This is a genomic window from Burkholderia sp. Cy-637, assembly GCF_011753175.1.
GTDB lineage: Bacteria > Pseudomonadota > Gammaproteobacteria > Burkholderiales > Burkholderiaceae > Burkholderia > Burkholderia gladioli.
Window position 1 is genome coordinate 51,509 of record NZ_VWWC01000005.1, and the last position, 25,904, is coordinate 77,412.

At 68.3% G+C, this 25,904-nt stretch carries 24 protein-coding genes; 10 read left to right on the forward strand and 14 right to left on the reverse strand.

Going from position 1 to position 25,904, the window contains the following annotated elements; all coding sequences use genetic code 11:
* Positions 1-30: 30 nt before the first annotated feature.
* From F3J10_RS02885 to F3J10_RS02895, 3 genes are all read left to right on the forward strand, one after another.
* A complete protein-coding gene (locus tag F3J10_RS02885) occupies positions 31-1,317 on the forward strand; it encodes a Rieske 2Fe-2S domain-containing protein (protein WP_167240936.1) in 1,287 nt (428 codons plus the stop codon).
* Positions 1,318-1,519: 202 nt separating this feature from the next.
* Positions 1,520-1,969: a hypothetical protein gene (locus F3J10_RS02890; RefSeq protein WP_167240938.1), complete on the forward strand. Its 450-nt coding sequence runs from the start codon at positions 1,520-1,522 to the stop codon at positions 1,967-1,969.
* A gap of 9 nt (positions 1,970-1,978) precedes the next feature.
* On the forward strand, positions 1,979-3,259 hold the full coding sequence (locus tag F3J10_RS02895; RefSeq protein ID WP_167240940.1) for an MFS transporter: 1,281 nt from the start codon (positions 1,979-1,981) through the stop codon (positions 3,257-3,259).
* A gap of 70 nt (positions 3,260-3,329) precedes the next feature.
* Here the strand turns inward: F3J10_RS02895 and F3J10_RS02900 are convergent, their stop codons facing one another.
* The 3 genes from F3J10_RS02900 to F3J10_RS02910 all read right to left on the reverse strand — a co-directional run bounded on the left by F3J10_RS02900 (position 3,330) and on the right by F3J10_RS02910 (position 6,408).
* Positions 3,330-4,322, reverse strand: coding sequence for a 4,5-dihydroxyphthalate decarboxylase (locus tag F3J10_RS02900; RefSeq protein ID WP_103691789.1), 993 nt, complete (start codon positions 4,320-4,322; stop codon positions 3,330-3,332).
* 70 nt (positions 4,323-4,392) lie between these two features.
* A complete protein-coding gene (locus F3J10_RS02905) occupies positions 4,393-5,421 on the reverse strand; it encodes a 2Fe-2S iron-sulfur cluster-binding protein (protein ID WP_103691790.1) in 1,029 nt (342 codons plus the stop codon).
* A gap of 36 nt (positions 5,422-5,457) precedes the next feature.
* Positions 5,458-6,408: an IclR family transcriptional regulator gene (locus F3J10_RS02910; protein WP_238145870.1), complete on the reverse strand. Its 951-nt coding sequence runs from the start codon at positions 6,406-6,408 to the stop codon at positions 5,458-5,460.
* 275 nt (positions 6,409-6,683) lie between these two features.
* Here F3J10_RS02910 and F3J10_RS02915 point away from each other — a divergent pair, with 275 nt between their 5' ends.
* The gene (locus tag F3J10_RS02915; protein ID WP_103691792.1) at positions 6,684-7,778 is read left to right on the forward strand and encodes a porin; all 1,095 of its coding nucleotides are present in this window, start codon (positions 6,684-6,686) and stop codon (positions 7,776-7,778) included.
* A gap of 94 nt (positions 7,779-7,872) precedes the next feature.
* Here F3J10_RS02915 and F3J10_RS02920 read toward each other — a convergent pair whose 3' ends face one another.
* From F3J10_RS02920 to F3J10_RS02930, 3 genes are all read right to left on the reverse strand, one after another.
* Positions 7,873-9,354 carry an aminotransferase class V-fold PLP-dependent enzyme gene (locus F3J10_RS02920; RefSeq protein ID WP_167240942.1) on the reverse strand — a complete coding sequence of 494 codons (1,482 nt, stop codon included), beginning with the start codon at positions 9,352-9,354 and terminating at the stop codon, positions 7,873-7,875.
* Between the two features lie 265 nt (positions 9,355-9,619).
* Positions 9,620-9,910, reverse strand: coding sequence for a DUF1330 domain-containing protein (locus tag F3J10_RS02925; protein WP_013689664.1), 291 nt, complete (start codon positions 9,908-9,910; stop codon positions 9,620-9,622).
* A 128-nt stretch (positions 9,911-10,038) separates the two neighbouring features.
* On the reverse strand, positions 10,039-13,398 hold the full coding sequence (locus F3J10_RS02930; protein WP_167240944.1) for a DEAD/DEAH box helicase: 3,360 nt from the start codon (positions 13,396-13,398) through the stop codon (positions 10,039-10,041).
* A 336-nt stretch (positions 13,399-13,734) separates the two neighbouring features.
* Here F3J10_RS02930 and F3J10_RS02935 point away from each other — a divergent pair, with 336 nt between their 5' ends.
* From F3J10_RS02935 to F3J10_RS02955, 5 genes are all read left to right on the forward strand, one after another.
* The gene (locus tag F3J10_RS02935) at positions 13,735-14,685 is read left to right on the forward strand and encodes a choline ABC transporter substrate-binding protein (protein WP_167229776.1); all 951 of its coding nucleotides are present in this window, start codon (positions 13,735-13,737) and stop codon (positions 14,683-14,685) included.
* A gap of 71 nt (positions 14,686-14,756) precedes the next feature.
* Positions 14,757-15,686 carry a 3-keto-5-aminohexanoate cleavage protein gene (locus F3J10_RS02940; protein WP_025100823.1) on the forward strand — a complete coding sequence of 310 codons (930 nt, stop codon included), beginning with the start codon at positions 14,757-14,759 and terminating at the stop codon, positions 15,684-15,686.
* Positions 15,687-15,754: 68 nt separating this feature from the next.
* Positions 15,755-16,720 (forward strand): L-carnitine dehydrogenase, encoded by a 966-nt coding sequence (locus F3J10_RS02945; RefSeq protein ID WP_025100824.1) that lies wholly within the window; start codon positions 15,755-15,757, stop codon positions 16,718-16,720.
* 2 nt (positions 16,721-16,722) lie between these two features.
* Positions 16,723-17,223 (forward strand): thioesterase family protein, encoded by a 501-nt coding sequence (locus tag F3J10_RS02950; protein WP_025100825.1) that lies wholly within the window; start codon positions 16,723-16,725, stop codon positions 17,221-17,223.
* A 14-nt stretch (positions 17,224-17,237) separates the two neighbouring features.
* Positions 17,238-18,179 carry an alpha/beta hydrolase gene (locus F3J10_RS02955; protein ID WP_167240947.1) on the forward strand — a complete coding sequence of 314 codons (942 nt, stop codon included), beginning with the start codon at positions 17,238-17,240 and terminating at the stop codon, positions 18,177-18,179.
* Positions 18,180-18,302: 123 nt separating this feature from the next.
* On the opposite strand, the gene F3J10_RS02960 is transcribed toward F3J10_RS02955, so the two are convergent.
* The 7 genes from F3J10_RS02960 to F3J10_RS02990 form a co-directional block, all read right to left on the reverse strand.
* Positions 18,303-18,518: a hypothetical protein gene (locus F3J10_RS02960; RefSeq protein WP_166911484.1), complete on the reverse strand. Its 216-nt coding sequence runs from the start codon at positions 18,516-18,518 to the stop codon at positions 18,303-18,305.
* A gap of 291 nt (positions 18,519-18,809) precedes the next feature.
* Positions 18,810-19,115 carry a DUF4148 domain-containing protein gene (locus F3J10_RS02965; RefSeq protein WP_167240949.1) on the reverse strand — a complete coding sequence of 102 codons (306 nt, stop codon included), beginning with the start codon at positions 19,113-19,115 and terminating at the stop codon, positions 18,810-18,812.
* 400 nt (positions 19,116-19,515) lie between these two features.
* Positions 19,516-19,806, reverse strand: a complete 291-nt coding sequence (locus F3J10_RS02970) for a DUF3331 domain-containing protein (RefSeq protein WP_013689672.1) — start codon at positions 19,804-19,806, stop codon at positions 19,516-19,518.
* A 311-nt stretch (positions 19,807-20,117) separates the two neighbouring features.
* A complete protein-coding gene (locus F3J10_RS02975) occupies positions 20,118-20,369 on the reverse strand; it encodes a hypothetical protein (RefSeq protein ID WP_152554501.1) in 252 nt (83 codons plus the stop codon).
* Positions 20,370-20,688: 319 nt separating this feature from the next.
* Positions 20,689-21,942, reverse strand: a complete 1,254-nt coding sequence (locus F3J10_RS02980; protein ID WP_167240951.1) for an FAD-binding oxidoreductase — start codon at positions 21,940-21,942, stop codon at positions 20,689-20,691.
* Between the two features lie 43 nt (positions 21,943-21,985).
* Positions 21,986-22,303 (reverse strand): 2Fe-2S iron-sulfur cluster-binding protein, encoded by a 318-nt coding sequence (locus F3J10_RS02985; protein ID WP_025100831.1) that lies wholly within the window; start codon positions 22,301-22,303, stop codon positions 21,986-21,988.
* A gap of 68 nt (positions 22,304-22,371) precedes the next feature.
* Complete coding sequence (locus F3J10_RS02990) at positions 22,372-24,324, reverse strand: sigma-54-dependent Fis family transcriptional regulator (protein WP_167240953.1); 1,953 nt, start codon at positions 24,322-24,324, stop codon at positions 22,372-22,374.
* Positions 24,325-24,825: 501 nt separating this feature from the next.
* Between F3J10_RS02990 and F3J10_RS02995 the strand changes: the two genes are divergently transcribed.
* Entirely contained in the window at positions 24,826-25,113 is a 288-nt protein-coding gene (locus F3J10_RS02995; RefSeq protein WP_025100833.1) for a DUF1488 domain-containing protein, read from the forward strand.
* 106 nt (positions 25,114-25,219) lie between these two features.
* Here F3J10_RS02995 and F3J10_RS03000 read toward each other — a convergent pair whose 3' ends face one another.
* Entirely contained in the window at positions 25,220-25,882 is a 663-nt protein-coding gene (locus tag F3J10_RS03000) for a transglycosylase SLT domain-containing protein (RefSeq protein WP_167240955.1), read from the reverse strand.
* Positions 25,883-25,904: the final 22 nt, after the last annotated feature.

Sequence of the window (25,904 nt, forward strand, 5' to 3'; positions counted from 1 at the left end):
CGAGATTCGATACGCAAGGAAGGACAGGACATGCTGAGGAAAGAACAGAACGATCTGCTGACGCAAACCGGCGCCGGCAAGCCGATGGGCGAGTTGTTCCGGCGCTATTGGTTGCCGGCGCTGCTGTCGGAGGAGGTCGCGCAGGCGGGCGGCGCGCCGGTACGCCTGCAACTGCTGTCGGAGCGCATGCTGGCGTTCCGCGATTCGGAGGGCAAGCTCGGCCTGATCGACGAGTTCTGCGCGCATCGCGGCGTGTCGCTCTGGTTCGGTCGCAACGAGGAGGGCGGTATTCGTTGCCCGTACCATGGCTGGAAATACGATGTGAACGGCCGCTGCATGGAAGTGCCGTCGGAGCCGGCGGAAAGCGGCTTCTGCGAGCGCATCAAGCTCAAGTCGTATCCGCTGGTGGAGCGTGGCGGCATCGTCTGGGTCTACATGGGGCCGCCCGAGGACCAGCCGCCGCTGCCCGAATTCGAGTTCGCCACCTTGCCGCTCGGCTGCAGCTTCATCACCAAGCGCCTTCAGGAAAGCAACTGGCTGCAGGCGCTGGAGGGCGGCGTCGATTCGAGCCACGTGTCGTTCCTGCACAGTGCGAGCCTGCATCGCGATCCGCTGTTCAAGGGCGCGAAGGGCAACCAATACAACCTGAACGACCTGAGCCCGGTGTTCGAGGTGGTCGACGCGGAGGGCGGCCTGTTCATCGGCGCGCGCCGTAATGCGGAGAACGAACAGTATTACTGGCGGATCACGCCCTGGGTGATGCCCTGCTTCACGCTGGTGCCACCGCGTGGCGATCACCCGGTGCACGGCCACTTCTGGGTGCCGATCGACGACGAGCACTGCTGGGCCTGGAGCTTCGACTATCACCCGACGCGCGAACTGACCGAGGCCGAGGTGAACGCCATGAAAGAGGGCCACGGCATCCACGTGAAATACATCCCCGGCACCTACCTGCCGCTGCAGAACAAGGGCAACGACTACCTGATGGATCGCGAGTCGCAGCGTGCCGGCCTGACCTACAGCGGCGTGGAGGGCATCGGCATGCAGGACGCGTCGTTGCAGGAGAGCATGGGGCCGATCCAGGACCGCACGCGCGAGAACCTGGTGTCCACCGACAACGGCATCATCATGGTCCGCAACCGCCTGATGAAGGCGGCACGCGCGCTGGCCGAGCAGGGGCAACTGCCGCCGGGGCGCGATGCCGATGCGCAGCGGATCCGCTCGGTCGCCACCGTGCTGCCGCGCAGCCAGCCGTTCAGGGAGGGCGCGAGGGAGGCGCTGCGCGCCGAACACGGCAAGCCGCATACCTCGGTCTGATGTTCATGCGGGCGCCGCGCGCGGCGCCCGTTTCCCGATGAGGCGTCGTCGATGCAGCGGCGGCGCGCCAGCGAAGGCAGGTGTCGACATGCACAACACTGCACCCCACGATCATCCGGGCAAGGCCGATCACCGGCAATCCTGGCCCGAGGCACGCTACCGGATCGAGGCGGCGAATGCCCTGCCGCGCCGGATTCGCGTGGTGTTTCTCGATGACGACGATCCCGACGTCGCGCTTTGCCGCTTGCAGCCGCGGCACGCGAACGTCGAATTCAGCGGGCCGGCGGCCTTTCTCGCGGCGACCGGCATGACGCCGGCCGTCGCGCTCGCCGAGCTCGGAGCCGGTGTGCCCGCCGATGGCGGCGGCCAAGCGCCGGTGCCCGACGATCGCCTCGATGCCTGGCGTGGCGTGCCCGATCTGGTCGTGATCGTCGGCGGCGACGCGGACGATCCAGCGCTCGGCATGCTGGCGGCACGGCTCTATCGACGCGAGACCGTCAGCGTATCGGGCCTGTTCCGCATCGCGGCGGCGCCCGTTGCGGGCGCGGCGCGCAGCTCGGACACGCTGCGGACGCTTTGCTCGACGATGCTGCTCGTCAACGACATCGGCTACCTCGACGACCTGTTGCAGGCCCTGGGCACCCGACAATAGCAATGACACATGGAGCGAGACGTGGTTAACAAGGAATTGAATCGATGGTGGGCCGTCGTTGGCGGTGCCATCTGTCTGTCGGTGGGCGCCGGCGTGATCGCGGCGTTCATGTTCGGCACTTTCATCCGCGCGATCGCCGCGCAGAATCACTGGAGCCGGTCCGAGGTATCGCTGGGCCTGACCATCTTCGAGTTCGCGATGGGACCGGGCACCATCGTGCTCGGTTCGCTGATCGACCGTTGGGGCGTGCGCAAGCCGACGCTGATCTTCCTCAGCCTGTTCGCGCTGTCGATCGCGCTGGTCGGCGTGATTCCGCCCTCGGTGCCGCTGTTCTGCCTGGCGTTCGTCGCCGTCGGCTTCTTCGCGCCGGGCAGCAACGCACTGCCGTACGCGAACGTGGTCTGCGCGCGCTTCGACAAGCATCGCGGCCTGGCGCTGGGCCTGACCGTCGGCGGCACCGCGGTGGGGGGCGCGCTGATGCCGCAATACGCGGGTTTCCTGCTCAGCCATTTCGGCTGGCGCGGCGGGTATCTCGGCGTGGCGGCCGCGGTCGCGGCGTTCTCGCTGCCGGCGCTGTACTTCCTCGTCAGGATGCCGAAAGGCACCAAGGAGGCGCGCAGGCGCAGTCTCGACGCCGGCTTGCCGAAGCTCTCGAGGATCGTTCGCACCAGCCGCAGCTTTCGCCAGCTCGGCATCGCGATCTTCTGCATGTCGGGCGTGATGCTGGCCCTGCTGTCGCAAATGGTGCCGATGATGATGGATCGCGGCGCGACGATCGGCATGGCTACCAGCATGCTGTCGATCGCCGGCCTGTCGTCGGCGATCGGGCGCCTGCTCGCGGGCTACCTGATGGATCGCATGCATGCGCCCTATGTCGCGGCGATGTCGTTCGCGATCACGCTGGCCGGCGTGCTGATCCTGGCCAGCGGCGCGATCGGTCTCGACGCGATGATCGCGGCGGGCCTGATCGGCGTGAGCATCGGCGCCGAGGCCGACATCATCACCTTCATCGTCAGCCGCTATTTCGACCTGCGCCTGTTCGGGCGCGTCTGCGGCGGCATCTGGGCCTGCTGGGGCTGGGGCGCGGGCATCATGATCTTCCTGACCGGCCTCTGCTACGACCTGTTGCACTCGTATCACGTCGCGCTGTGGAGCTTCGTGGCGATGATCACGCTGGCGATCGTGTCGATCTGCCGGCTCGGGCCTTATGTCTATCCCGAGCGCGTCGACGTGCATGCGGCACGCGCCGGCATCGCCGACACGCCGGAGGAAGGTGCCGGGCGCGCCTGACGGGTTGGCAAGGGCAATGAAAAAACGGGCTTCATGCCCGTTTTTTCATTGCTGCGATTTTGCCGCGCGATCAGATCTTGAACGATTCGAAGGTTTCCGGCGCAAACAGGTCTTCTGGCGTGAGCCGCTGTTTCGACAGCCCCTGCTCGTGCGAGTAGCGCAGGAATACCTCGAGCGTCTCGCGATTCTTCTGCAGGCCATAGGGCCAGAAATCGTCGCCCATTTCCTCGCGCGTCTGCTCGATGTGCGCGTGGAGCCAGGGCAGCATCGCCTTGAGCGCGGCGGTTTCGTTGAGATCCTGGTAGGTACGCCGCTGCGATTCGACGAAGGCCTTGTAGAGCGACTGGGCGACCCAGCGATTGGCTTCGTAGATCTCGCGGCGCACCACCACGGTATGCATGATGGGGAAGATGCCGGTAGTGCGGAAGTAATCGCGTTCGAGGTCCACGTAGTTCTCGAACAGCCGCTTCACGCGCCCGTCGCCGCGCAGGAAGGACGAGGGCATGCGCGCCGTGTAGAGCGCGTCGATCTCGCCGTCGTAGAGCATCTGCGAAAGGGTCTTGTCCGGGCCGATCTGCTCGACGCGGATGTTGGACGGCAGGTCGAGCTTGAGCTTCTCCGAGCGGTTCGGTTCTTCCTCGCCGCCGCTGAAATAGGTGACGCTGTCGACCGGCACGCCGTAATGATCGGAGAGGATGCCGCGGATCCAGACCGGCGCCGTCATCTGGTATTCGGGGTTGCCGATGCGCTTGCCGATCAGGTCCTGCGGCGTGCGGATCCCGGAGTTGGCGTTCACGTAGATGCAGGAATGGCGGAAGAAGCGCGAGGGGAACACGGGGATCGCGATGAACGGGCGCGGTTCGCGGAAGCAGGACATCGTGTACGAGGACAGCGACATCTCCGATGCATCGAATTCCCGATTGCGCAGCATCCGGAAGAAGGTTTCCTCCACCGGCATGTTCAGGTAGTTGAGGTCGATGCCGTCGGGCTGGACCGAGCCGTCCATCAGCGCGCGGGTACGATCGTAGTTCCAGCAGCCGAAGGCGAGTTTCAGTTTGGACAAGGGTTCGCTCCTGATAGGGTCGCGCGGCGGCGCGCGCCGATGGCGCGCGAGGGGACGCCGGGTGACGGGTTCAATAAAACTGGTCGAAATGCACGCGATCGAACGGCACCTGGCGCGCCAGCAGCATCTGCTGCACGGCGGCGCCCATCGCCGGCGGGCCCGCGAAGTAGATTTCCATGTCGCGCAGGCGATCGCCGAGCAGCGCGTCGGCCAGCTCGTGCACGAACCCGACGTGGTCCGCGCCGCCAGCGGCTTCGCTCGCGTCGGGCGCGGATACCGCCGTGCGGTAGTGGATGCGCGTGCCGAAGCCGGGCAGCGCCTCGAGCATGTCGCGCCCGCAGAGGTCGTCGAGCGTGCGGCCGCCGTAAAGGAAATGAAATTCGTTATCCTGAAAGTTGAGATCGAAAGCAATGCCGCGCGCGATCGAAATCATCGGCGCCAGGCCAGAGCCGCCGGCCAGGCAGACCACGTCGCGTCTCACGTCGCGGCGCAGCCAGGCGTGTCCATAAGGGCCGTCGATCTCGATGCGATGTCCTGGCCGCAGCGTGTCGAACAGCGTTCGCGTGCCGGCGCCGCCGGGCACGCGGCGCACCTGGAAGTGCAGTGACGGATCGGCCGGATCGGCCACGTTGCTCATCGAATAGGCGCGCTGTCCCGTCACGCCGGGCAAGCTCAGCAGGGCGTACTGGCCGGGCTCGAAGGGCAGCGGCGTTTCGAGCGAGAAGCGGAATTCGCGGATGTCGTGGGTGATGTCGCGGCAGGCTTCGAGGCGCGCGGTGAGCTGGCGCGGCGGATGGACCGGCGCGTATTGCTCGGCGGTGCGGACCTTGATCGTGCAATCGCCGCCGGGCACGGCCTGGCAGCCCAGGAAGCGGCCGCGCTCGCGATCCTTGGCGCTGCGGCCCGGTGCTTCGGGCCAGTGTTCGTGGAGTTCGCCCTCGACGAGCTGGAACTTGCAGTTGCCGCAGGCGCCGACATTGCATTCGTAGGGGAAGGCGATGCCGGCGCGTTGCGCGGCGCGCAGGATCGTGTCGTCCGGCTTGCATGGAAACCGGGTGCCGGTCCCTTCGAGGGTGATATGACGAGTCGATGTTGACATGAGTTCGCGTTCTCTCCTTCAGGGACGCGGTAGGTTTCAGGGCCGCCGGTACCCGAGCCGGGTCGAGATGCCTTCGGCGGCGGTGATGAGTTCCGGCGTGAAGCCACGCAAGGCTTTCTTGGTCAGGCGCTGCGTCGGGCCGCCGACGCTGATCGCCGCGATCACCTGGCCGTTCAGGTCGCGCACCGGAGCGGCGATGCCGCGCATGCCGATCTCGGATTCCTCGTCGTCGGTCGAGTAACCGTCCACGCGCACCTGGTCCAGCACCTTCATCAAGGCCGCCGAGCTGGTGTTGGTCTTCGGCGTGCGTGCCACCAGGCCCTCGCGGATCACCCGCGCCAGCGTCTCGGGCGCGCCGTGGGCGAGCAGCACCATGCCTTCCGAGGTGCAGAACGCGGGTTTGCGGTCGCCGATATAGGAGCGCATGCGGATCGCCTGATTGCTCTCTAGGTTGAAGAGATAAATGATGCTGGTGCCGTCGAGAATCGCCAGGTGCACGGTCTCGTCGGTCTTTTCACGCAATTCATGCAGGAAGGGCAGCGCCTGCTTCGAGACATCGAGCCGGCGCCGCACCAAGGTGCCGAGCGCGAACAGTTCGATGCCGAGCCGGTAGCGACCGTTTTCCAGGTTCTGCTCGAGGAGACCTTCCGCGAGCAGCGTCGTCGCAAGCCGATGCGCCGTGCTCTTCGCCAGCTTCAGCCGCTTGGCCAGCGTGCTGATGCCGATTTCGGGCTCCTCCTCCGAAAAGGTCTTCAAGACCCGGATCGCCGCCGTCACCGAGGACAGCCTGCCTTCCGCCGGTGCCTCGTCCGTTGTGTTTTCCGTGGCCTGGGGTTCCGGTGCTTTCGTCACCATGGACTTTACCTCAAAAGTTATAAATTGGAACAACGTTCTGTATAGAGGAACATTCTCGCGAATTTTGCCCACCTTGTCCAGATCGCGCCGGGTTGTGGGCGCGGCGGGCATCGCGACGCCATCCACGATCATAGCCAGTTCTCCGGCCGGTCCCTGGTGAAACGCGATTTCTCCCGGCTTTCACGTGGTTTCTGGCGAGCTTTCCTGTGACAGGCATATTTTCATCGCTCATCCGTGCATACCCTGAGGCGGTATTTCTTGACACCGATGAGGGGAAATTGCCAAATACGAACCGCGTCAATTAAGGAACGGCGTTCCATATAAAGGAACGAATGGCGAGAGCTTGAGAATTGCCAATGCGTTCCCGGCTGACGTCGAATCGACAATAACGGGAGGAGATAGGCAGCATGAGAAGGTGCATGTGGAGGATGTGCGCGGCGCTGGGCCTGGTGGTGTCCGCGGCGGCGCAGGCGCAGGGCAGCGTGACCCTGTACGGGGTGATGGATAACGGGGTGAGCTTCATCAGCAACGAGCATGGCCATGGGCTGGTGAAAGCGAACGACGGCGTGTTTACGCCGAATCTCTGGGGCATCCGGGGCAGCGAGGATCTGGGCAACGGGCTGAAGGCGATTTTCCAGCTGACCAACCAGTTCCAGGTGAATACCGGCAATATCACGCCGGGGCAGTCGCTGTTCTCGAAGACCTCGATCATCGGGCTGTCGGACGATCGATACGGGACGCTCACGCTGGGTAGTCAGTACGACTTCATGGCCACCTCGTTGTGGGCTTCGGGCATCGATACCGCGGACGACGGCGGGTTTTTCTTCGGCTTTCCCGCCGGTCCGTTCCAGAAACTCGGTATTCCTAACAACCCTACCGGCGAGCTGGACTGGGACCGCAGCGAGGGCACCCCGATCGCGAATACCGCCAAATACCAGAGCCCGGTGATCGCGGGCCTGTCGTTCGGCGCGATGTACGGCTTCGGCAACGTGGCCGGCTCGGTGGGGGCGGGGAATTCGTCGAGTTTCGGCCTCAACTACGTGTCGGGCAATCTCGGCCTGGGCGCGGCCTACACGGACGTGAAGTACCTGGTGACGGGCAGCCCGCAGGTCAGCGTGCGCAACTGGGGCGCGGGCGCCAAGTACGAGTTCGGCAAGCTGATCCTGCATGCGGTGCTGTCGACCGTGCACAACATGGGCAACGGCGCGGCAGCCTACCAGATGTCAGGTGGGATTCGCTGGCGCTTCGCGCCGGCGTTGATGCTCAGCGGCGAGTACATGTACATGAAGGGCAACGGCTTCCTGGACAACAATCACGCGAACCAGGTCGGCGCGACGCTGTTCTATATCTTGTCCGCGCGCACCACCGTGTACGTATCGTCGATCTACCAGCGCGCGAATGCGGGCGCCTCGGCGCAGATCAGCGGGATCACCGACCCGGGGCCAGGCTCGAGCAGCAACAACCAGACGGTATTGCGAATCGGCCTGCATACGCGTTTCTGAGTGTGCCGTGGGGAAACCTGCCGCTGCCTGCCTCGTGGCGGGACGGCGGCGCGTGGCCCCGGCAGCATGCCGGGCCGGGAATGGCGTGAGCGGCTCAGGCGACGCGCAGCGCCGCCAGCCGCTCCCTCAGCAGGCTCGCCCGGCGCCCGCTGCGGCAATAGGCCAGCACCGGCTTCGGCAGTTCGTCGAGCAGCGCGCCGAATGCTTCGGCTTGCTCATCGCCGATCGGCTGCCCGGCAGCCACCGGCAGGTAGCGCGCCTCGATCCCCAACTCGCGCGCCGCCTTCTCGATCTCCGCGAAACGCGGCTGATCGGCGCTCTCGCCGTCGGGCCGATTGCAGATCACCGAGCGGAAGCCCGCATTGCGGATCGCCTTCAGGTCCTCCGGCTGGACCTGCCCCGAAGCGGTAAACCCACTTTCAGCCGCCTCGCGACATCGCTCGATCGCCTCGCGAAAACGGGCGATCGCGAACTCGATGTCCTGCTCCGTGGTGAAGCGCCCGACGCTGATGCGCACGGTGCGTGCCGCCGCCTGCGCATCGAGGCCGATCGCGGTGAGCACATGCGAGGGCGTGCCGGCGGCCGAATTGCAGGCCGAGGTGGACGACACGGCCAGCGCCTCGCCGAGCATGAAGGGCTGGAAGCCCGGCGCGTTGACGGTCAGGCTCAGCGTGTGCGGAATGCGGCGCGCCTCGCGCGCGTTCTGCGTGACATCGCCGATCGCGAGGATCGCATCGCGCAAGCCCTCGCTCAAGGTGGCGATGCGCGCCGTATCGCTCTCCAGCGCGGCGGCCGCCACTTCGCAGGCGGTGCCCATGCCGACGATTTGGTGCGTGGCCAGGGTGCCCGAGCGCAGCCCGCGCTCGTGTCCGCCGCCGTGCATCTGCGGGGCGATCCGCTCTGCGATCTCGCGCCGCACATACAGCGCGCCGATCCCCTTCGGGCCATACACCTTGTGCGCCGACATCGACAGCATGTCGATGCCGAGCGCGCGCACGTCGATCGCGGTCTTGCCGAGCGCCTGCGCCGCGTCGACGTGGAGCAGGGCGCCGGCCGCATGAACCACGCGCGCGATCGCGGCGATGTCGCTGAGCGTGCCGATCTCGTTGTTGACCAGCATCAGCGAGACCAGGCCCGTATCGGGGCCGATCGCCTCGGCCACCGCCTCGGCACCGATCTCGCCGTTGGGCGCGGGGCTCAGGTAGCTCACCGCGAAGCCGTGCTTCGCGAGGCTGGCCATGGTGTCGAGGATGGCCTTGTGCTCGATGCGGCTGGTGATCAGGTGGCGCCGCTCGCTGGCCTTGTCGGCATAACCCTTCAGCGCGAGATTGTTCGATTCGGTGGCGCCCGAGGTCCAGACGATCTCGTCGGCGTCGGCGCCGATCAGCGCGGCCACCTGCGCGCGAGCCTGTTCCACCTTCTCGCGCGCCAGCCGGCCCGCCAGATGCGAGCTCGAGGCCGGATTGCCGAAGATGCCGTCGGCGCCGAGGCACTCGGCCATCGAGGCGATCACGCGCGGATCCACCGGGGTGGTCGCTGCGTAGTCGAGGTAGTGGAGGTGGAGGTTCTCGCTCATGGTCGTTCGTTCATTGCCGCCGTGGAATGCGGAAATGATACGGGGAGCCATCAAGAAAAAGGCTCCAAATTCCGCCGTGATTCCGCGTTTGCATAGAAGATTTTTCTATTTGCTTAGCGTCGGGACGGAAATCGTGTGGCGAGGAGCAGGTTGGCGAGAACGACTTGCCGAGGCGGGTGAAACGGAAGATGGCTGAAGGCGATACGAAAGCAGGCGCTAGGACCACCAGGCTCCGGCGGGCGCCGGAGCCTGGCGTGTCAAGGCCTCAGACGCCTTCGACCACGCGGAAATCGCGCTCGGCGCCGTCGCCGAGCTCCTTCAGCGCGGCCTGGTAGGCCGGGCTGTTGCGCGCGGCCAGTGCGGCTTCGAGGCTGTCGAACTCGATCACCACCGCGCGCTGCTGCAGGCCCGACTCGAACACTTCGGCCGGCGTGTTGCGCACCAGGTAGCGGCCGCCGGCTTCGGTCACGGCCGGCGCGGCCAGCTTGGCGTAGGCCGCCATCTTGTCGGGATCGGAGATATTGCGGTAGATGCTGAGCCAGTATGCTTTTGCCATGGATGTTGTCTCCGGGAGGGGCGATAGGCGAATGCGCTCGCGCGAGGCATTCTTCCAGCGCGATATTACGGGAATTCGGGGGCGGAAGTCGGCGCGCGGCCTATCCCGCCGATCGGTCGCCCGAGCCATCAGCCGGCGGCGGGTTCCTTCCTGCCGCGCCGGCGCGGTGCCGCCGAGGCGGGCGCGGCCGGGATCGGCTCGAACAGGGCATCGAGGTCGTCGGCCGAGAACTTGACGGCGCCGGCGGCATCCTCCGACAGGATCGCGCTGGCCAGCGCCGCCTTCTGCTCCTGCAGCACCAGGATCTTCTCCTCCACGCTGCCGGCCACGATCAGCTTGTAGACGAACACCGGCTTGTCCTGCCCGAGCCGATGCGCGCGGTCGGTCGCCTGGTTCTCGACGGAAGGGTTCCACCACGGGTCGTAGTGGATCACGGTATCGGCGGCCGTCAGGTTCAGGCCCACGCCGCCGGCCTTCAGGCTGATCAGGAACAGCGGCACCTCGCCTTGCTGGAAGCGCTGCACGGGCGTGACGCGGTCGGTGGTGTCGCCGGTCAGCATCACGTGGGCGATGCCGGCGGCGTCGAGCGCCTCGGCGATCAGCTCGAGCATGCCTGTGAACTGCGAGAACAGCAGCACGCGGCGCCCTTCCTCGATCAGTTCCGGCAGCATCTCCATCAACAGCGCCAGCTTGGCCGATTCCTCGACGCGCGCGGCCCGTTCTAGCTTGACCAGGCGCGGATCGCAGCACACCTGGCGCAGCTTGAGCAGCGCCTCGAGCACCACGATATGGCTGCGCGCCAGCCCCTTCTCGGCGACGGCCTTGCGCATCTTCTCGTGCACCGCGGCGCGCACGGTTTCGTAGAGGTCGCGCTGGGCGCCGTCGAGTTCCACGCTGCGCAGGATGGTGGTCTTGGGCGGCAGCTCGGTGGCGACCTCGTCCTTGCGACGGCGCAGCATGAAGGGGCGAATCCGCCGCGCCAGCAGCTCGCGCCGGATCGTGTCGCCGTGCTTCTCGATCGGCGTGCGCCAGCGCCGCGAGAAATCGCGCTGCGTGCCGAGGAAGCCGGGCAGCAGGAAATCGAACTGGGCCCAGAGTTCGCCCAGGTGGTTTTCGAGCGGCGTGCCGGTCAGGCACAGCCGATGCTGCGCGCGCAGCTCGCGGATGGTGGCGGCCGCCTTGGTGGCGGCGTTCTTGACGTACTGGGCCTCGTCGAGGATCAGCAGGTGGTAGTCGTGCTCGGCGAGCGCCGCCTGGTCGCGCCAGAGCAGGGCGTAGGTGCTCAGCACCAGGTCGTGCCGGGGGATCTCGTCGAAGCGCTCGCGCCGCTGAGGCCCATGCAGGTCGAGCACGCGCAGGTCCGGCGCGAAGCGTCGCGCCTCCTCGCGCCAGTTGTGCATCAGCGTGGTGGGCGCCACCACCAGGGCCGGCCGGTCGAGCCGCCCGGCTTCCTTCTCGGCGAGGATGTGGGCCAGCGCCTGCACGGTCTTGCCGAGCCCCATGTCGTCGGCCAGCACGCCCGACAGGTTCTGCTCGCGCAGGAACTGCATCCAGTTCAGGCCCTGGCGCTGGTAGGCGCGCAATTCGGCTTGCAGCCCGCGCGGCACCGGCGCCTCGTCGACGCCCTGGCCGCTCGCCAGCCGTTGCGCGAGCTGCCGGATCGAGGCGTCGCCGTGGAATTGCCAGCGGCCCGTCTGGTTCAGCGCCTCGATCCGGGCCGCGTCCCAGGCCGACAGGCGCAGGCTGCCGGCGCCGATCGTGTCGAACAGGTCGATCAGCACGCGCACCACCGGCTTGAGGCGGGCGGCGCGCAGGTGCAGCCGTTCGCGCCGGTCGGTCAGCAGCTCGATGATCTCGTCGTCGTCGATCGCCTCGAGCCGGCCCGACAGCCAGCGCGTGTCGCGCCGGAACAGCTCGGCCAGCAGCGGCTCCAGGCGCACGATCCGGTCGTTCACGCTGATGCCCATTTCCAGCTCGAACCAGCCTTCGCCGGCCTGCCTGAGCACGCCGTCGATCGACTCGACCTCGGCCACGTTGTGGCGGAACGCGTCGCTCATCACCACCTGCCAGCCGTCGCGGCGCAAGGCCGGCACGAGGTTCCTGACGAAGTCGGGCCAGTCGTCGGGATAACGCGGCGTGAGCATGCCGTCAGGGAACGGCTTGGGCCCATGCACCAGCTTCGAGGGCATCTTGCCGAGCCCGAGCCGGTGCAGTTCCGCCAGGCGTTTCTGCTCGGCCTCGAGCCGGCGGCGCACCTGCACCACCTCGCCGCTCGCGCTGCGCACCAGGGTGGTGTTGCCTTGCGCGGCCAGCGCGTGGCCGTCGTACTCGAAGCTGACGGTGGCGAAATCCAGGGCGTTCTGCGTGTTGGGCGAGGAGCGGCCGAAAGTCCACACCGGCAGCGTGTCGAGCGACAGCCGCGGCAGCGGCTCGGTGTCGATCACCTGCACGCTGGCCGAGACGGGCGCGGGCGGTGGGGGAAAGTCGGGTGCCACCTCCTGCATCACCTTGCCCACCAGCACGGCCTCGTCGAGCGTGACGGGCGGCATGGCCAGGAATTCCGCGAGTTCGTCGGCCGGCCAGGGCAGCTCGATCGGGCCGGCCTCGCCGGTTTGCGCGTCGAGGTACCAGCAGGGCTCGGTGGTGGTCAGCAGCAGGGTGGCGGGCGGCTCGGCCTGCAGGATCGGCTGGATCCGCGTGTCCGACAGCGTGTGCCAGTGGATCCGGCCCGGGCGCGTCGCGGCGAGTTGCAGGGCGCGCGGCTCGCTCGACGAGGCGAACTGCGCCGTGGACGAGACGAAGGCGCGGCCGGTGGCGATCATCTTGTCCATGATGGCGGCGCCGTTGCTGCCATTCAGCCGGAAGCCGCCGATGTAGGAGCGGCTGCGTTCCAGCCACAGGCCGCGCAGGATCGCCAGGTCGTCCTCCACGACGAACTTCGGCGGCTGGACCAGCGCGTTTTCCAGGTTGCGCCAGGGATCGCCGAACGAGCGGATCGCGCCGTCGGCACCGATGCGCGCCTTGTAGAGGAAGATTTCCGGCTTGCCCTGGTAGGTGCCGGCGATCACATAGGCCAGCCCCTGCGTGGCCTTGGCCGCCGCCGGCTTGGCGCCGCGCCCCTTCGACGCCACGCGGGCCGTGCGAAAGCCTTCCAGCCAGGTCAGCAGTTCGGGACGCACGCCCGTGGCCGCGCGCTTGGGCTGTTGATCGAGGCCGGCCACCAGCACCGCCGCCACGTGCTTGCACAGATAGCCGACCGGGCAGGTGCATTCGTTGTCGATCCAGGTGTCCCCCTCCTCGTCGCCCTCGCGGAAGCTGATCCTCACCTCGTAGGGACGCGAGTGGGTGCCTTGCACCTTGGCGCTCAGCGTGCCGCGATCCTCCTGCCACTGCAGGTCCGAGACGGCGTTCTCATAGCTGCGGGCCTTGGCCATCGTGGCGGGACTCAACCAGTTGGTGATCTGCTTGCGGGTATAGGAAAAGGGCATGTCGAAGGGGTTCGGGGCAGCGGCGCGGTAGGTATTCTACGTGCGCCGCCTCGCTTCGACGCCGGCGCGGGCCGGCCGGCTTGGGCTGGATCATCCCGGCGCCGGCCGCCGTGCCGCATCGGGACAACCGCGCCGCGCCCGCGATGTCCCCCGAACCCCCGCCCTCCAAGCCGCGAGCCCCGGCCTCATGGTTTCCCCCCAAGGTCGCTGGCAGTCAACAAAACGTCGCCGGCGGTCGCCTCGGGCCGAATATGGCCCGTTATTTTTGCTTCCACGGTGCAGGCCTCGTCGTCCCCATCATCCGCCTGCGAGACAACCGCCGAACAGGGAGCCAACATGAAGTCGTGCAAGACCCTCGCGCTGGTCGTGGCCTTGGCCGCGGCATCCGCCTTGCCGTTGCCGTCGTTTGCCCAGGATGCCGCCGCCTGCCGCACGGTGCGTTTCTCCGATATCGGCTGGACCGACATCACCTCCACCACGGCCCTGGCCTCGATGCTGTTCGACTCGCTCGGCTACAAGCCGACCACCACCATCTCCTCGGTGCCGATCTCGTTCGCCGGCCTGAAGGCCAAGCAGATCGACGTCTCGCTCGGCTACTGGTGGCCGGTGCAGCAGAAGCAATTGCAGCCCTTCCTCGATTCGAAGTCGATCACGGTGCTGGAGCCGCCCAACCTGTCGGGCGCCAAGGCCACCCTGGCGGTGCCGGCCTATGAGTACCAGGCCGGCCTGAAGACCTTCGACGACATCGCCAGGCACCGTGCCGAGCTCGACGGCAAGATCTACGGCATCGAGCCCGGCAGCAGCGCGAACGCGACCATCCAGAAGATGATCGACACCAATCAATACGGCCTGGGCGGCTTCAAGCTGGTGGAGTCGAGCGAGGCCGGCATGCTGGTGACGGTCGAGCGCGCGGTGCGCGACAAGAAGTGGGTGGTGTTCCTCGGCTGGGAACCGCACCCGATGAACATCCAGCTGCAGATGAACTACCTGTCGGGCGGCGACGCCTCGTTCGGGCCGAACTACGGCGAGGCGCGCGTCTACACGCTGACCGCGAACGGCTTCGCCGAGCGCTGCCCGAACGCCGGCAAGCTGGTCTCGAACCTGCGCTTCACCACCGACATGGAGAACCAGCTGATGCTGGCCGTGGTGAACAAGACCCGCCCTGCCGACGCCGCCAAGGACTACATCCGCAAGCACCCGCAGGTGCTCGACGGCTGGCTGTCCGGCGTGAAGAGCTTCGACGGCAAGGACGGCGTGGCCACCGTCAAGGCGGCGCTGGGCATGTAAGGCCGCCGCCCGGCACGCGACATCGATCAACCGGACGCGAGGGCGTCCATGCAAGCAACGAGGCAATCGCAATGAACCATGAAGTGATCATCACCTGCGCCGTGACGGGCGCCGGCGACACGGTCGGCAAGCATCCGGCGATCCCCGTCACGCCCAAGCAGATCGCCGAGGCGGCGATCGAGGCGGCCCGCGCCGGCGCGACGGTCGCGCACTGCCATGTGCGCGACCCGCGAACCGGGCGCGGCAGCCGCGACCCGAGCCTGTACCGCGAGGTGGTGGACCGGATCCGCTCGGCCGACGTGGACGTGATCATCAACCTGACGGCCGGCATGGGCGGCGACCTTGAGATCGGCGCCGGCGAGGAGCCGATGCGCTTCGGCCAGGGCACCGACCTGGTGGGCGGGCTGACGCGCCTGGCGCACGTCGAGGAGCTGCTGCCCGAGATCTGCACGCTCGACTGCGGCACGCTCAACTTCGGCGACGGCGACTATATCTACGTGTCGACGCCGGCCCAGCTGCGCGCCGGCGCGAAGCGCATCCAGCAGCTCGGCGTGAAGCCCGAGCTGGAGATCTTCGATACCGGCCATCTGTGGTTCGCCAAGCAGTTGCTCAAGGAAGGCCTGCTCGACGATCCGCCGCTGTTCCAGCTCTGCATGGGGATTCCCTGGGGCGCGCCGGCCGATACCGGCACCATGAAGGCGATGGTCGACAACCTGCCGCCCGGCGCGCACTGGGCCGGCTTCGGCATCGGCCGCATGCAGATGCCGATGGTGGCGCAGGCGATGCTGCTGGGCGGCCACGTGCGCGTGGGCCTGGAGGACAACATCTGGCTGGATCGCGGCGTGCCGGCCTCGAACGGCTCGCTTGTGCAGCGCGCGCGGGAGATCATCGAGCGCCTCGGCGCCCGCGTGCTGACGCCCGCCGAGGGCCGTGCCAAGCTGGGCCTGCCGCCGCGCGGCCAGCGCCTGCTGGAGCGCCGCGCGATCGCCGAATTCGCGTGACATCACGAGCGGCGGCGCGCGTACCAGGCGCCGCGCCGCCAGACATTCAGGAAAGCCAAGGATTCGACATGACTGTGATCACCGATATCAAGACCTTCGCCGCGATCGGCACCGGCGTGATCGGCAGCGGCTGGGTGGCGCGCGCGCTCGCCCACGGGCTCGACGTGGTCGTCTGGGACCCGGCGCCGGGCGCCGAGCAGCAACTGCGCGCGAACATCGCCAATGCCTGGCCCGCGCTGGAGCGCGTCGGGCTGAAGCCGGGCGCCTCGCCCGAGCGGCTGCGCTTCGTCGCGACCATCGAGGCCTGCGTGGCCGATGCCGATTTCATCCAGGAAAGCGCGCCCGAGCGCGAGGCGCTGAAGCTCGAATTGCACGAGCAGGTGAGCCGCGCGGCCAAGCCGGGCGCGATCATCGCCTCGTCCACCTCGGGCCTGCTGCCCACCGATTTCTACGCGCGCGCCACGCATCCCGAGCGCTGCCTGGTCGGCCACCCGTTCAACCCCGTTTATCTGCTGCCGCTGGTCGAGGTGCTGGGCGGCGAGCGCACCTCGGCCGAGGCCGTCGACGCGGCGATCGGCATCTACGCCGCGCTCGGCATGCGGCCGCTGCGGGTGCGCAAGGAAGTGCCGGGCTTCATCGCCGACCGGCTGCTGGAGGCGCTCTGGCGCGAGGCGCTGCACCTCGTCAACGAGGGCGTGGCGACCACCGGCGAGATCGACGACGCCATCCGCTTCGGCGCCGGCATCCGCTGGTCCTTCATGGGCACCTTCCTGACCTACACGCTGGCGGGCGGCGATGCCGGCATGCGCCACTTCATGAAGCAGTTCGGTCCGGCGCTGGAGCTGCCCTGGACCAAGCTGGTGGCGCCCACGCTGACCGACGAGCTGATCGACCGCGTGGTGGAAGGCACGGCCGAGCAGCAGGGCGAGCGCAGCATCAAGGCGCTGGAACGCTATCGCGACGAGTGCATCACCGAGGTGATCGAGGCGATCTCGCGCGTCAAGGCGCGCCACGGCATGCGCTACGAGGACTGAGCATGACGACGGCAACGGCCAGCGGCTTCACCGTGTATCGCGACCAGGTGCGCGAGGAATGGGTCGACTACAACGGGCACCTGCGCGATGCGTTCTACCTGCTGATCTTCAGCTACGCGAGCGATGCGCTGATCGAGCGGATCGGCCTCGACGACGCCACGCGCCGCGCGCGGCAGCGCTCGATCTACACGCTCGAGGCGCACCTGAACTACCTGCACGAGATCAAGCTCGGCACGGCGGTGCATGTCGACGCGCGCGTGCTGGCGGTCGACGCGAAGCGCATCCATCTGTACCTGGAGATGTTCGCCGAAGGCGTGGCGGGGCCCGTGTCGGCCAGCGAGCAGATGCTGATGCACATCGACACCAGCGGCCCGAAGGCCGCGCCCTTCGATGCCGACGTGGCCGAGCGGCTGGCCGGGATGGTGGCGCGGCAGCAGGGGCTGCCGGCGCCCGCTCATGCGGGGCGCGTGATCGGCTTGCCGCCGGCGCGTCCCGCGCGCTGAGCGAGGCGCGGGCGATGGCGCTGGAAGCGGGAATCGCCGCCTTCGTCGCGCGCGTGACGGCCGAGGGCGGCGATGGGGGCGATCCGCGCGCGCTGTCGATCGAGGCGCTGCGCGGCGGCTACGAGGCGTTCGCCGCGCGCTGGACGCCGGCCCGGCTGCCGCCCGGCGTGGTCGCCGAGGATGCCGTGATGTTCGCGCCGGCGGGACATCGCCTTGCCTTGCGGCGCTACCGGGCCCGCGAGCAGCCGCGCGGCACGGTGCTGTTCTTCCATGGCGGCGGTTTCGTGCTCGGCTCGCTCGACAGCCACGCGTCGATCACGGCGCGGATCGCGGCCGATACCGGCCTCGACGTGATCGCCGTCGATTACCGGCTGGCGCCCGAGCATCGCGCCCCGGCCGCGCACGAGGACGTGCGTGCCGTGACGCGCGCCGCGCTGGACCGCAGCCTGCCGTTCGGACCGACGGCGCTGCCGGTCGCCGTTGCCGGCGATAGCGCGGGCGGCACGCTGGCGGCCAGCGTGGCCGCCTGGTTCGGCGCCGAGCTCGCGGCCGTCGCGCTGGCTTACCCGATGCTCGGCCTCGAACCCGAATCGCCCGCCGCCGAAACCGAGGCGCATGCGCCGATGCTGACGCTCGACGAGGTGCGCCTGTACCGGCGTCTCTATTGGGGCGATGCCGCGCCGCCGGCCGGCACCGTGCCGCTGTTCGCGGCCCGCTTCGACGGCTTGCCGCCGCTGCTGGCGGTGGGCGCCGAGCACGATCCCCTGCGCGACGACGCGCGCGTCTACGTCGAGCGCATCGTCGCGGCCGGCGGCGAGGCGCATTTCCACTTCGGCACCGGCCTCGTGCATGGCTGCTGGCGCGCGCTCGACCTCAGCCCGGGCGCGGCCCGGATGCACGCGACGATCTGCGAATTCCTGGAAGCCGGTATCGACCGGCACGCGGCATCCCGATGAGCGGTGCCGTCTCGTTCCTGCCAAAAAAATACCCCGGACCGAAGCCGGACCGAGGTGGAGTGCACGCCGTCTGTTGGCACGAGAACAGCTGCGAGTCGAGTATAGAAAGCCGTTCGACGGCTTTCAAAATGAAAAACAGAAGGAATCTTCTGCGATTCGACTGGCAAAACGTCGATTTGCCGATATTGCGAGAGCGCCGGCGAATAAAGGCTCGCGCTGGTGAGATTGCCCTTGGCTCGAGGAAACAATCGCCTTCCCGGGCCTGGAAATCGTCGGAGGATCCACCGAGCCCGAAATGAAAAACGGCACGACCTCGTCGAGGATCGTGCCGTTCGTCATGGCTCGGGATCATGCTGGAATCCGGCGCGGCGAAACGCTGCTCGCGCCGCCGTATTCCACGATCCCCGAGAAACACATTGTTGCACCACCGGCAACGATGATGCGGGCCTTCTCCAGCTCGTTCCGATCGGGACGGGTGCTCCCGGATCGAAAAAAGGCCCGGGCGCCAGGCGCCCGGGCTAAGCCGTCCCTGATGGGGCGGCGGAGGTTTGGGGCCTGAAAACGGCAACGAGCCCGTGGCGGGCTCGTCGTCGAAACGGGCTGCCGCCGGGGCAGCCTCGCAGCTACTGCTTAGTGACCGAAGTAGATCGAGTCACGTGCCGTGGCAGCCGGTACCACCGCGCTGCCCGAACGCACCACCGGCGCTGCCTGCGAGCCGTAGCCGCTGGTGTCCGTGCCCGCCACGCGGGCCTCGGCGGCCTGGATGTCTTCCGGGTAGTACGGGCTCGCGACGCCCGGATGATACCCGGCCTTCTCGAGTTGAACCAGTTGCGCGCGCACTTCGGCGCGGGTCACGGGCTGGTTCGTTTGCGCGAACGCGGCGACCGAGGCGGTAAGGGCAAGAGCGGCAACGACTGCTTGAGTGAGCGACTTCATGATATGACCTCCGTATCTTTGTTTGGTGTGTCGCCTTCGACTGGATGTCGTCAGCGAGTGATGTGAATCGTAGTCCTCGCGATACCTAGGGTAAATACTGGTTTCGGTGATAGATCGTTGCTTAAATCGATAAAATCGCGGGTTGTCAATGGTCGGAGGAATGCATGGGCGGCAACGATGCCGGGACGTCGCCCGAAGGCGCGCGCGGCAACTCGATTCGAGCGACCGAGGCAGAGGACCAGCGGGGTGAGGAAGCGGCAGGCGTAAAAGCGAAAGCCCCGCGAATCGCAGGGGCTTTCGGGCATGGCGGGGCATGGAGCGCGTGTGGAAACGCCTGCGGCGGGCGGGCGCCGCAAAAGGAAACGCCGCGAGTGGATCGCGGCGTCTGGCTGGGGGCGGCTTACTTGCCGCTGTGCAGGCCCAGCACCTGGGCGGCGGAGATCATCGCGCCGGCGTTCGCGGGGGCGGGACGCTCGGCAGGGCGAAACACCTCTTCGCCGCGCTGGATGGTCTGTCGCGACAGCGCGCAGGTGCCGGTGCGCTGCGCGAAGCGGCGCCGCCAGCGCTGCTCGCCGTAGTGGCAGCGGCCGGGTTCGACCCAGCGAACCACCAGCAGCGTATCGGATTGTTCGAGAATTTCGACGTGAACGTCGGAGGCGTCGAGCACTGGCCTTGATTGGGAAGACTTCATTTGCCGTTTCCTAAAGCTCGTGCGGTATCGGCCTAGGCAGTATTTGCAACTGCGATTTGTCGATTCCGTAGCGGTTTCCAATAAGAATCTGGGGCTAAATGTAAGCGCCTGCGACAAGAAAAAACATCCTGTCTGGCTCGAATTACATTTTGCCGATTTAGAAACAATCGACGAGCCCTGTCGGGCGCACAAAGAAAAAACCCCGGAGGGGATCCGGGGTGGAAAAAGGAGCGAGCCACACGGCAGACGCCTTACTCGCATAGGCATCTGGGGTGAGGACCGTGTTGAGGTAGCTCGCCCTTGGAGACGGTTCAGTGCACGTCGTACATCGATCGGCCGTTGATCGTGAACGGGTCTTGGGCCCGTTTTCCTGCTTCGGCCGTGTAACGAGGCTGTGCACCATAGCCGGAATTCACGTTCTCGCTGTCCTGCGCCCGCGCCTGCTGGGCGGTGGCGCCGGCGGATTGCGACGGGGCCTGCGCGTCATCGCCGGCCGCGAAGGCCGACGAGGCGAATGCCAGCAGGGCGGACGCCGCGAGGATCGAATAAGGCTTGCGCATCATGATCGGCTCCTTGCGAAAGGTCGGCGGGCGACCGGCTGTTTCCACCGCGCCTGCCGTCGAACGTTTCCGGACAACAGGCGCAATGATGCAATGCGCAAGCCGCTAGCAGCGTGACGCGTGGATGGCAGTCCTGTCAGGAAAGGCAGGTCGGGAATGGATACGACGGCTAAGCGCTTGGACGATCGAAACGCAGTGTCCTCATTTCCTGAACACTGCGTTGCGCATTTGACGCTATTCACGGCGCGACGCAATGGATTTGCAATGCTTTATATGCCGGTTAATCGCGCGGTGACGAATGCCGATTCGAATCGGCATTGCCTCAGCGCGTGAAGCGTGTCGCGCTGAACGGCGCGAGATCGATCTCCGGCGTCTCGCCGCAAATCGCCTGCGCGAGCAGCCGGCCCGTGATCGGGCCGAGCGTCAGCCCGTGATGGTTGTGGCCGAACGCGAACCACATGCCGCGATGGCGCGGCGCCGCGCCGATCACCGGCCGCATGTCGGGCGTGCAGGGGCGAAAGCCGAGCCAGGGCGCCGAGTCGAGCCGCGCGCCCAGGCCGAAGCTCGGGCGCGCGATGCGTTCGGCGCGCGCCAGCTGGATGCCCGTGGGCGGCAGCGAGCGGGCCGCCAGCTCGATGCCGGTGGTCAGGCGCAGGCCGCGCTGCATCGGCGCGATCACGTAGCCATGCTCGATGTCGACCACCGGCGCCGACAGGCGCGGCAGCCCGGCCGGCGGCGCGTAATGCATGTGGTAGCCGCGCTTGTCGCGCAGCGGGATGCGATAGCCGAAGCGCGAGAACACCAGGTCCGACCAGGGGCCGAGCGCGATCACCACCTGGCGCGCCGAGGCCTCGCCGTCGGCGGTGTTCACGCGCCAGCCGCCATCCACCTGGGCCAGCGTGGCCGCGTCGCCGCGCAGCAGGGTGCCGCCGTCGCGCTCGAATTGCGCGGCATAGGCGGCCACCAGCGCGCCGGGATTCGACACGGCCTTCGGATCGAGCCAATGGATGGCGCCCGCGAAACCTTCGCCGAGCGAGGCTTCGCGCGAGCGCAGCGCCGCGGCGTCGAGCGCCGTGTAGCGCAGGCCGTGGCTGCGCGCCAGTTCGGCGGCCTCGGCGACGCCGCGTTCGAGCGCGCGCGGCGAGCGGAACGCCTCGAGCCAGCCGCTGCCGTGGATCAGCTCGGCAGCGCCGGGGCTGCGCGCGGCCAGCGCCTCGTGCTCGATCACGCTGCGCTCGATCAGCGGGCGCAGGTCGCGCGCGGCCGCGGCATGGCGGGCCGGCGCCGATTCGTGCCAGAAGCGCAGCAGCCAGGGCGCGAAGGCCGGCAGCGAGCGCGGATGCCAGTACAGCTCGGTGGCGCGGTTGGCCGCGTAGCGCAGCAGGGCCAGCGGGCTGCGCGGAAACGCATAGGGCATCACCGACGAGCGCTCGATCAGCCCGGCATTGCCGAAGCTGGTGCCCTGGCCGGGCTGCTGGTGATCGACCAGCGCGACGCGGCGGCCGCGCTCGCGCAGATGGCGGGCAATCGACACGCCGACGATGCCGGCGCCCAGAACGATATCGTCGAAATCCATGTCGGTCGGTGAGGAAGAGTCGCTGAGGAAACCGAAACAGTGGCTAGCGCGAGGACGATCGGGACAGCTCGGCATCGGCCTCGTATTCGATCACCAAATCCGATTCGGCGATCGCCACGCAGGGCAGGATCCAGCCCTCGCGCTTTTCCTCGGCGCTGAGCCCCGGCCATTCGATCCGGTAGCGGATCCGGCCTTCGCGCAGCCGGCACAGGCAACTGCGGCAGGTGCCGTTGCGGCAGGAGCGCGGCAGCGAGATGCCATCGAAGCCGGCCGCCTCGAGCAGCGACAGCGAATCGGGCGACTCGAAGCTGAGGCCGATCGGCTCGATACGGACCTGGAACGCGGATTCGGATTCGCTCATCAGGGGCGGCAGAGGGTTTGGGGCGGGATCGCCAGCATACCCGATGCGCGCCCGGTCCGGCGATGCGCTCAGGCCTCGCCGCGCCGCCGCCGCAGATGCCGGTAGACGGTATTGCGCGCCAGGCCCAGTTCGCGCGCGGCGGCCGAGATATTGCCATGATGGCGGGCCAGCGTGCCGTCGATCAGCGCGGCCTGATGCGCGTCGAGCGTGGTCGCTGCGCGCTCGGCGAGGGCGCCTGCCGGCGGCGCCTCGGCGATCGAGGGCCCCGGCTCGTCGGCCTGCCGCGGGCAGTCGAGCCAGAAATCCTCGGGCAGGTGTTCCAGGTCGATCTCGGGCGCGTCGTCGGCCAGCATGCCGGCGGTGCGCAGCACGTTGGCCATCTGCCGAAGATTGCCCGGCCAGCGGCAGCGCGCGAAGGCGGCCAGCACGGCCGGGGAGACCCGCCCCGGCAGCGCGTCGGTGCGCGCCAGCCGGGCCAGCATGCGCCGCACCAGTTCCTCCAGGTCGCCGCGCTGCGCGAGCGGCGGCAGCGTTACCGACAGCCCGTTGATGCGGTAGTAGAGATCCTCGCGGAAGTCCTGCCCGGCCATCATCGCGCGCAGGTCGCGATGGGTCGCGCAGACCACGCGCACGTCGACGGGCTGGGCGCGCCCGCCGCCCAGCGGCACCACCGCGCGCTCCTGCAGCACCCGCATCAGCCGAACCTGCTGCGCCAGCGGCATGTCGCCGATCTCGTCGAGGAACAGCGTGCCGCCGTCGGCCTGCACGATGCGCCCGGCGCTGCCGCGCCGGCGCGCGCCGGTGAAGGCGCCGTCCTCGTAGCCGAACAGCTCGGCCTCGATCAGCGAATCGGGCAGGGCCGCGCAGTTGACGGCCACGAAGGGCCCGTCGCGGCGCGGCGAGGCGTGATGCAGCGCGCGCGCCAGCCATTCCTTGCCGGTGCCGGTCTCGCCGAGGATCAGCACCGGCAGGTCGCGGCCGCGGATCTTGGCGACACGCTGCAGGATCGTCGCCATGCGCGCGTCGCCGGTGTCGAGCGTGGCCAGCGTGATCGCGTCGGGGCTCTCCTCGCGAGCGGCGGGCGCCGGCGCCGGCGGGCGGGCCGGCGTCGCCAACGGCGCGCGCGGCGCGATGCGGGTCTTGCGCGCATCGGCATAGTCGCAGCGCGCGATCACGCGCACGCCGCTGGCCAGCGTCAGCGCGAAGCTGGCGCCCGGTTCGCGCGCGGCCTGGTCGGCGAGCCGCGCGAAGGGCAGGCCGAACAGCTCGTCGCAAGCGCGATCCTGCAGCGCCTCGAGCGGCGCGCCGAGCTGGAACTGCGCGCTGCGGTTGGCGGCCAGCAGGCTGCCGTCGGCGCGGAACGCCACCAGCCCGCCGAACAGCGAGTCGACGAACTCGGCATGGGCATGGAACTGCACGCGCAGCGCCGCCTCGCAGGCGTTCGCGAACAGGTGGTTCTCGATCAGTTGCGCCGACATCTTCACCAGCGCCAGCGTGTGCGGGCCGAAGCCGCGCGGGTCGCCGCTCACGTCGAGCGCGCCGAGCGGGCGGCCGAAGGGATCGGCGATCGGCGCGCAGGAGCAGGACAGCACGTGGTTGGCGCGCAGGAAGTGTTCGCCGCCGTGCACGGTGATGGCTTGCTGCGCCGCCAGCGCGGTGCCGATCGCATTGGTGCCGCGCGCCTGTTCGGCCCAGGAGGCGCCGGGGCGCAGCGCGACGCGGTTGGCCTTCTCGACGAAATCCGCGTCGCCGATGCTGTGCAGGATCATGCCGTCCTGGTCGGTCAGGAGTACGAGGCTTTGGGTATCGGCGATCTGCGCGTGGAGCGCCTCCATCACGGGACGCGCGTGCGTGTAGAGCGAGCGGCTGCCGTCGATCAGTTCGCGCAGCGCGCCGGCCGACAGCGGCGTGTAGTCGGGCCGGTCCGACACGCGCAGCCCGACCGAGGCCGAGCGCGCATGGGCCTGCGCGAGGACGTCGAGTCGGCTGTCCGCGGCGGGCAGCACGGAGGATTGCGGCATGTCGTGTCTCCTGGGGCGCACTCGGCGCGCCCTTGTTGGGTTCGCGGGCCTTGGCCGAGGCGCCGCAGGTGCCCATCATACAAGCGCGAACGGGCCGGCGCGACGGCGATTCGCCTCGGCGTGCGATGCCCGCGCCCTCGCGAGGCGAGCGGCGCCGAACGGTTTTTTTGCACCGCAAGATGAGGCGACCGGCCCGGCGCGCAAGGGCGATCGCGGCACGGCTGCCACGCGGCTTGCGGCACGCGCGCATTAAGCAGCGGCTGCTGAATTGGGGCGCCCCGCGACGCTGCCCGGCACCACCGCGGGGCACGGCTCGGGGTTTCTCCGAGCCGACCTTGCGTGTCGGCGCAAAGCGTCTACAGTGAATGCAACCGGCTCGTTCCGGGCGCGCCCCTCATGACTCGCGCGCCGCCTGCCGGCCGTCCCGCGTTCACCCCTGGCCCCGGAGGCCGTCCTGGTGTGCGCGGCCTTTTGCATTCTCGTCACGGCAGAGGCGGCGCCATGCAGATCCATTTCCCGAACGAAGCCCCCGAGTATTCGGGGCGTGAACTGACGCTGGCCTTCGCGGCGCTGGTCGACGGCGAGCGGGTGTGGTGCGAGATCACCGCCGAGGCGCTCGAATCGCATTTCGGCGCGGCGTCGCCGAGCTTCGAGGACATGCTGGGCGCCTTCGCGAACCACCGCCCGCGCATCGAGGCCGCCGCCCGGCGGCTGCTGGCCGATACGCACGCGCGCTGCGTGACGCTGCGCAGCGGCTACGTCCGCTTCCACGAGGCCCACCAGCGCTGAATGAGGCGCGCGGGGCCGGCGCTTCTCGCGGGTCGCGAGAAGCGTGCGTTTTCATTCCTTCGGATTGCAGACGGCCGGCTCGGCCGCTTCGGCGGGGCAAGCGCGCCTAGCGCGAGCGCGACATCGAGCGGCGCTCGCCGCCGTCCGCGCTGCTCGAGGAGGCTGCCGCCGCGGCGGCGGGCCGGTCGGTGTCGAGCGCGCGATCGAACTCCTGGGCGCGCAGGCGGATCTTCTGCGCATAGGCCTGCGAGCCGCCGTAACGGCGCATCGCCACGTCGAGGTCGCCGTTCGCGCCCTGCATGTAGCCATAGAGGATGGCCGAGCCGATCTTGATGTTGGTGGTGGGCTCGGTCAGGTCCTGGTTGCGCACCAGGCCGCGATGCACCGAGGGCACCACCTGCATCAGCCCGGTCGCGCCGTTGGCGCCCTTGGCCTTTTCCCGGAAGCGCGATTCGATCGAGATGATCGCCAGCAGCACGGCGGGCGGCAGCGAATACTTGGCGGAGGCGAGCGTGACGGCGTCGGAGATCTGCTCGGCCTTCTGCCTGGCGACGCCGAACTTGCGGATCAGGTAGGTGGTGACGGGGCCGTGGCTCGCTTCGGCGCTCTGCGCCAGCGGCCCCGAGGCGGGCACGCCGGAGGCGGCGGAGGCCAGCGCGGGCGCGGCGGCCAGCACGGCCGCATCGCTGCGATCGGACGCAGCGGGATCCGCGAACGCCGTGGACGCGCAGCCTAGCAGGAAGACGATCGAACAGGTGAGCCGCCGCATGGATCTCGGGAACGATACCGGG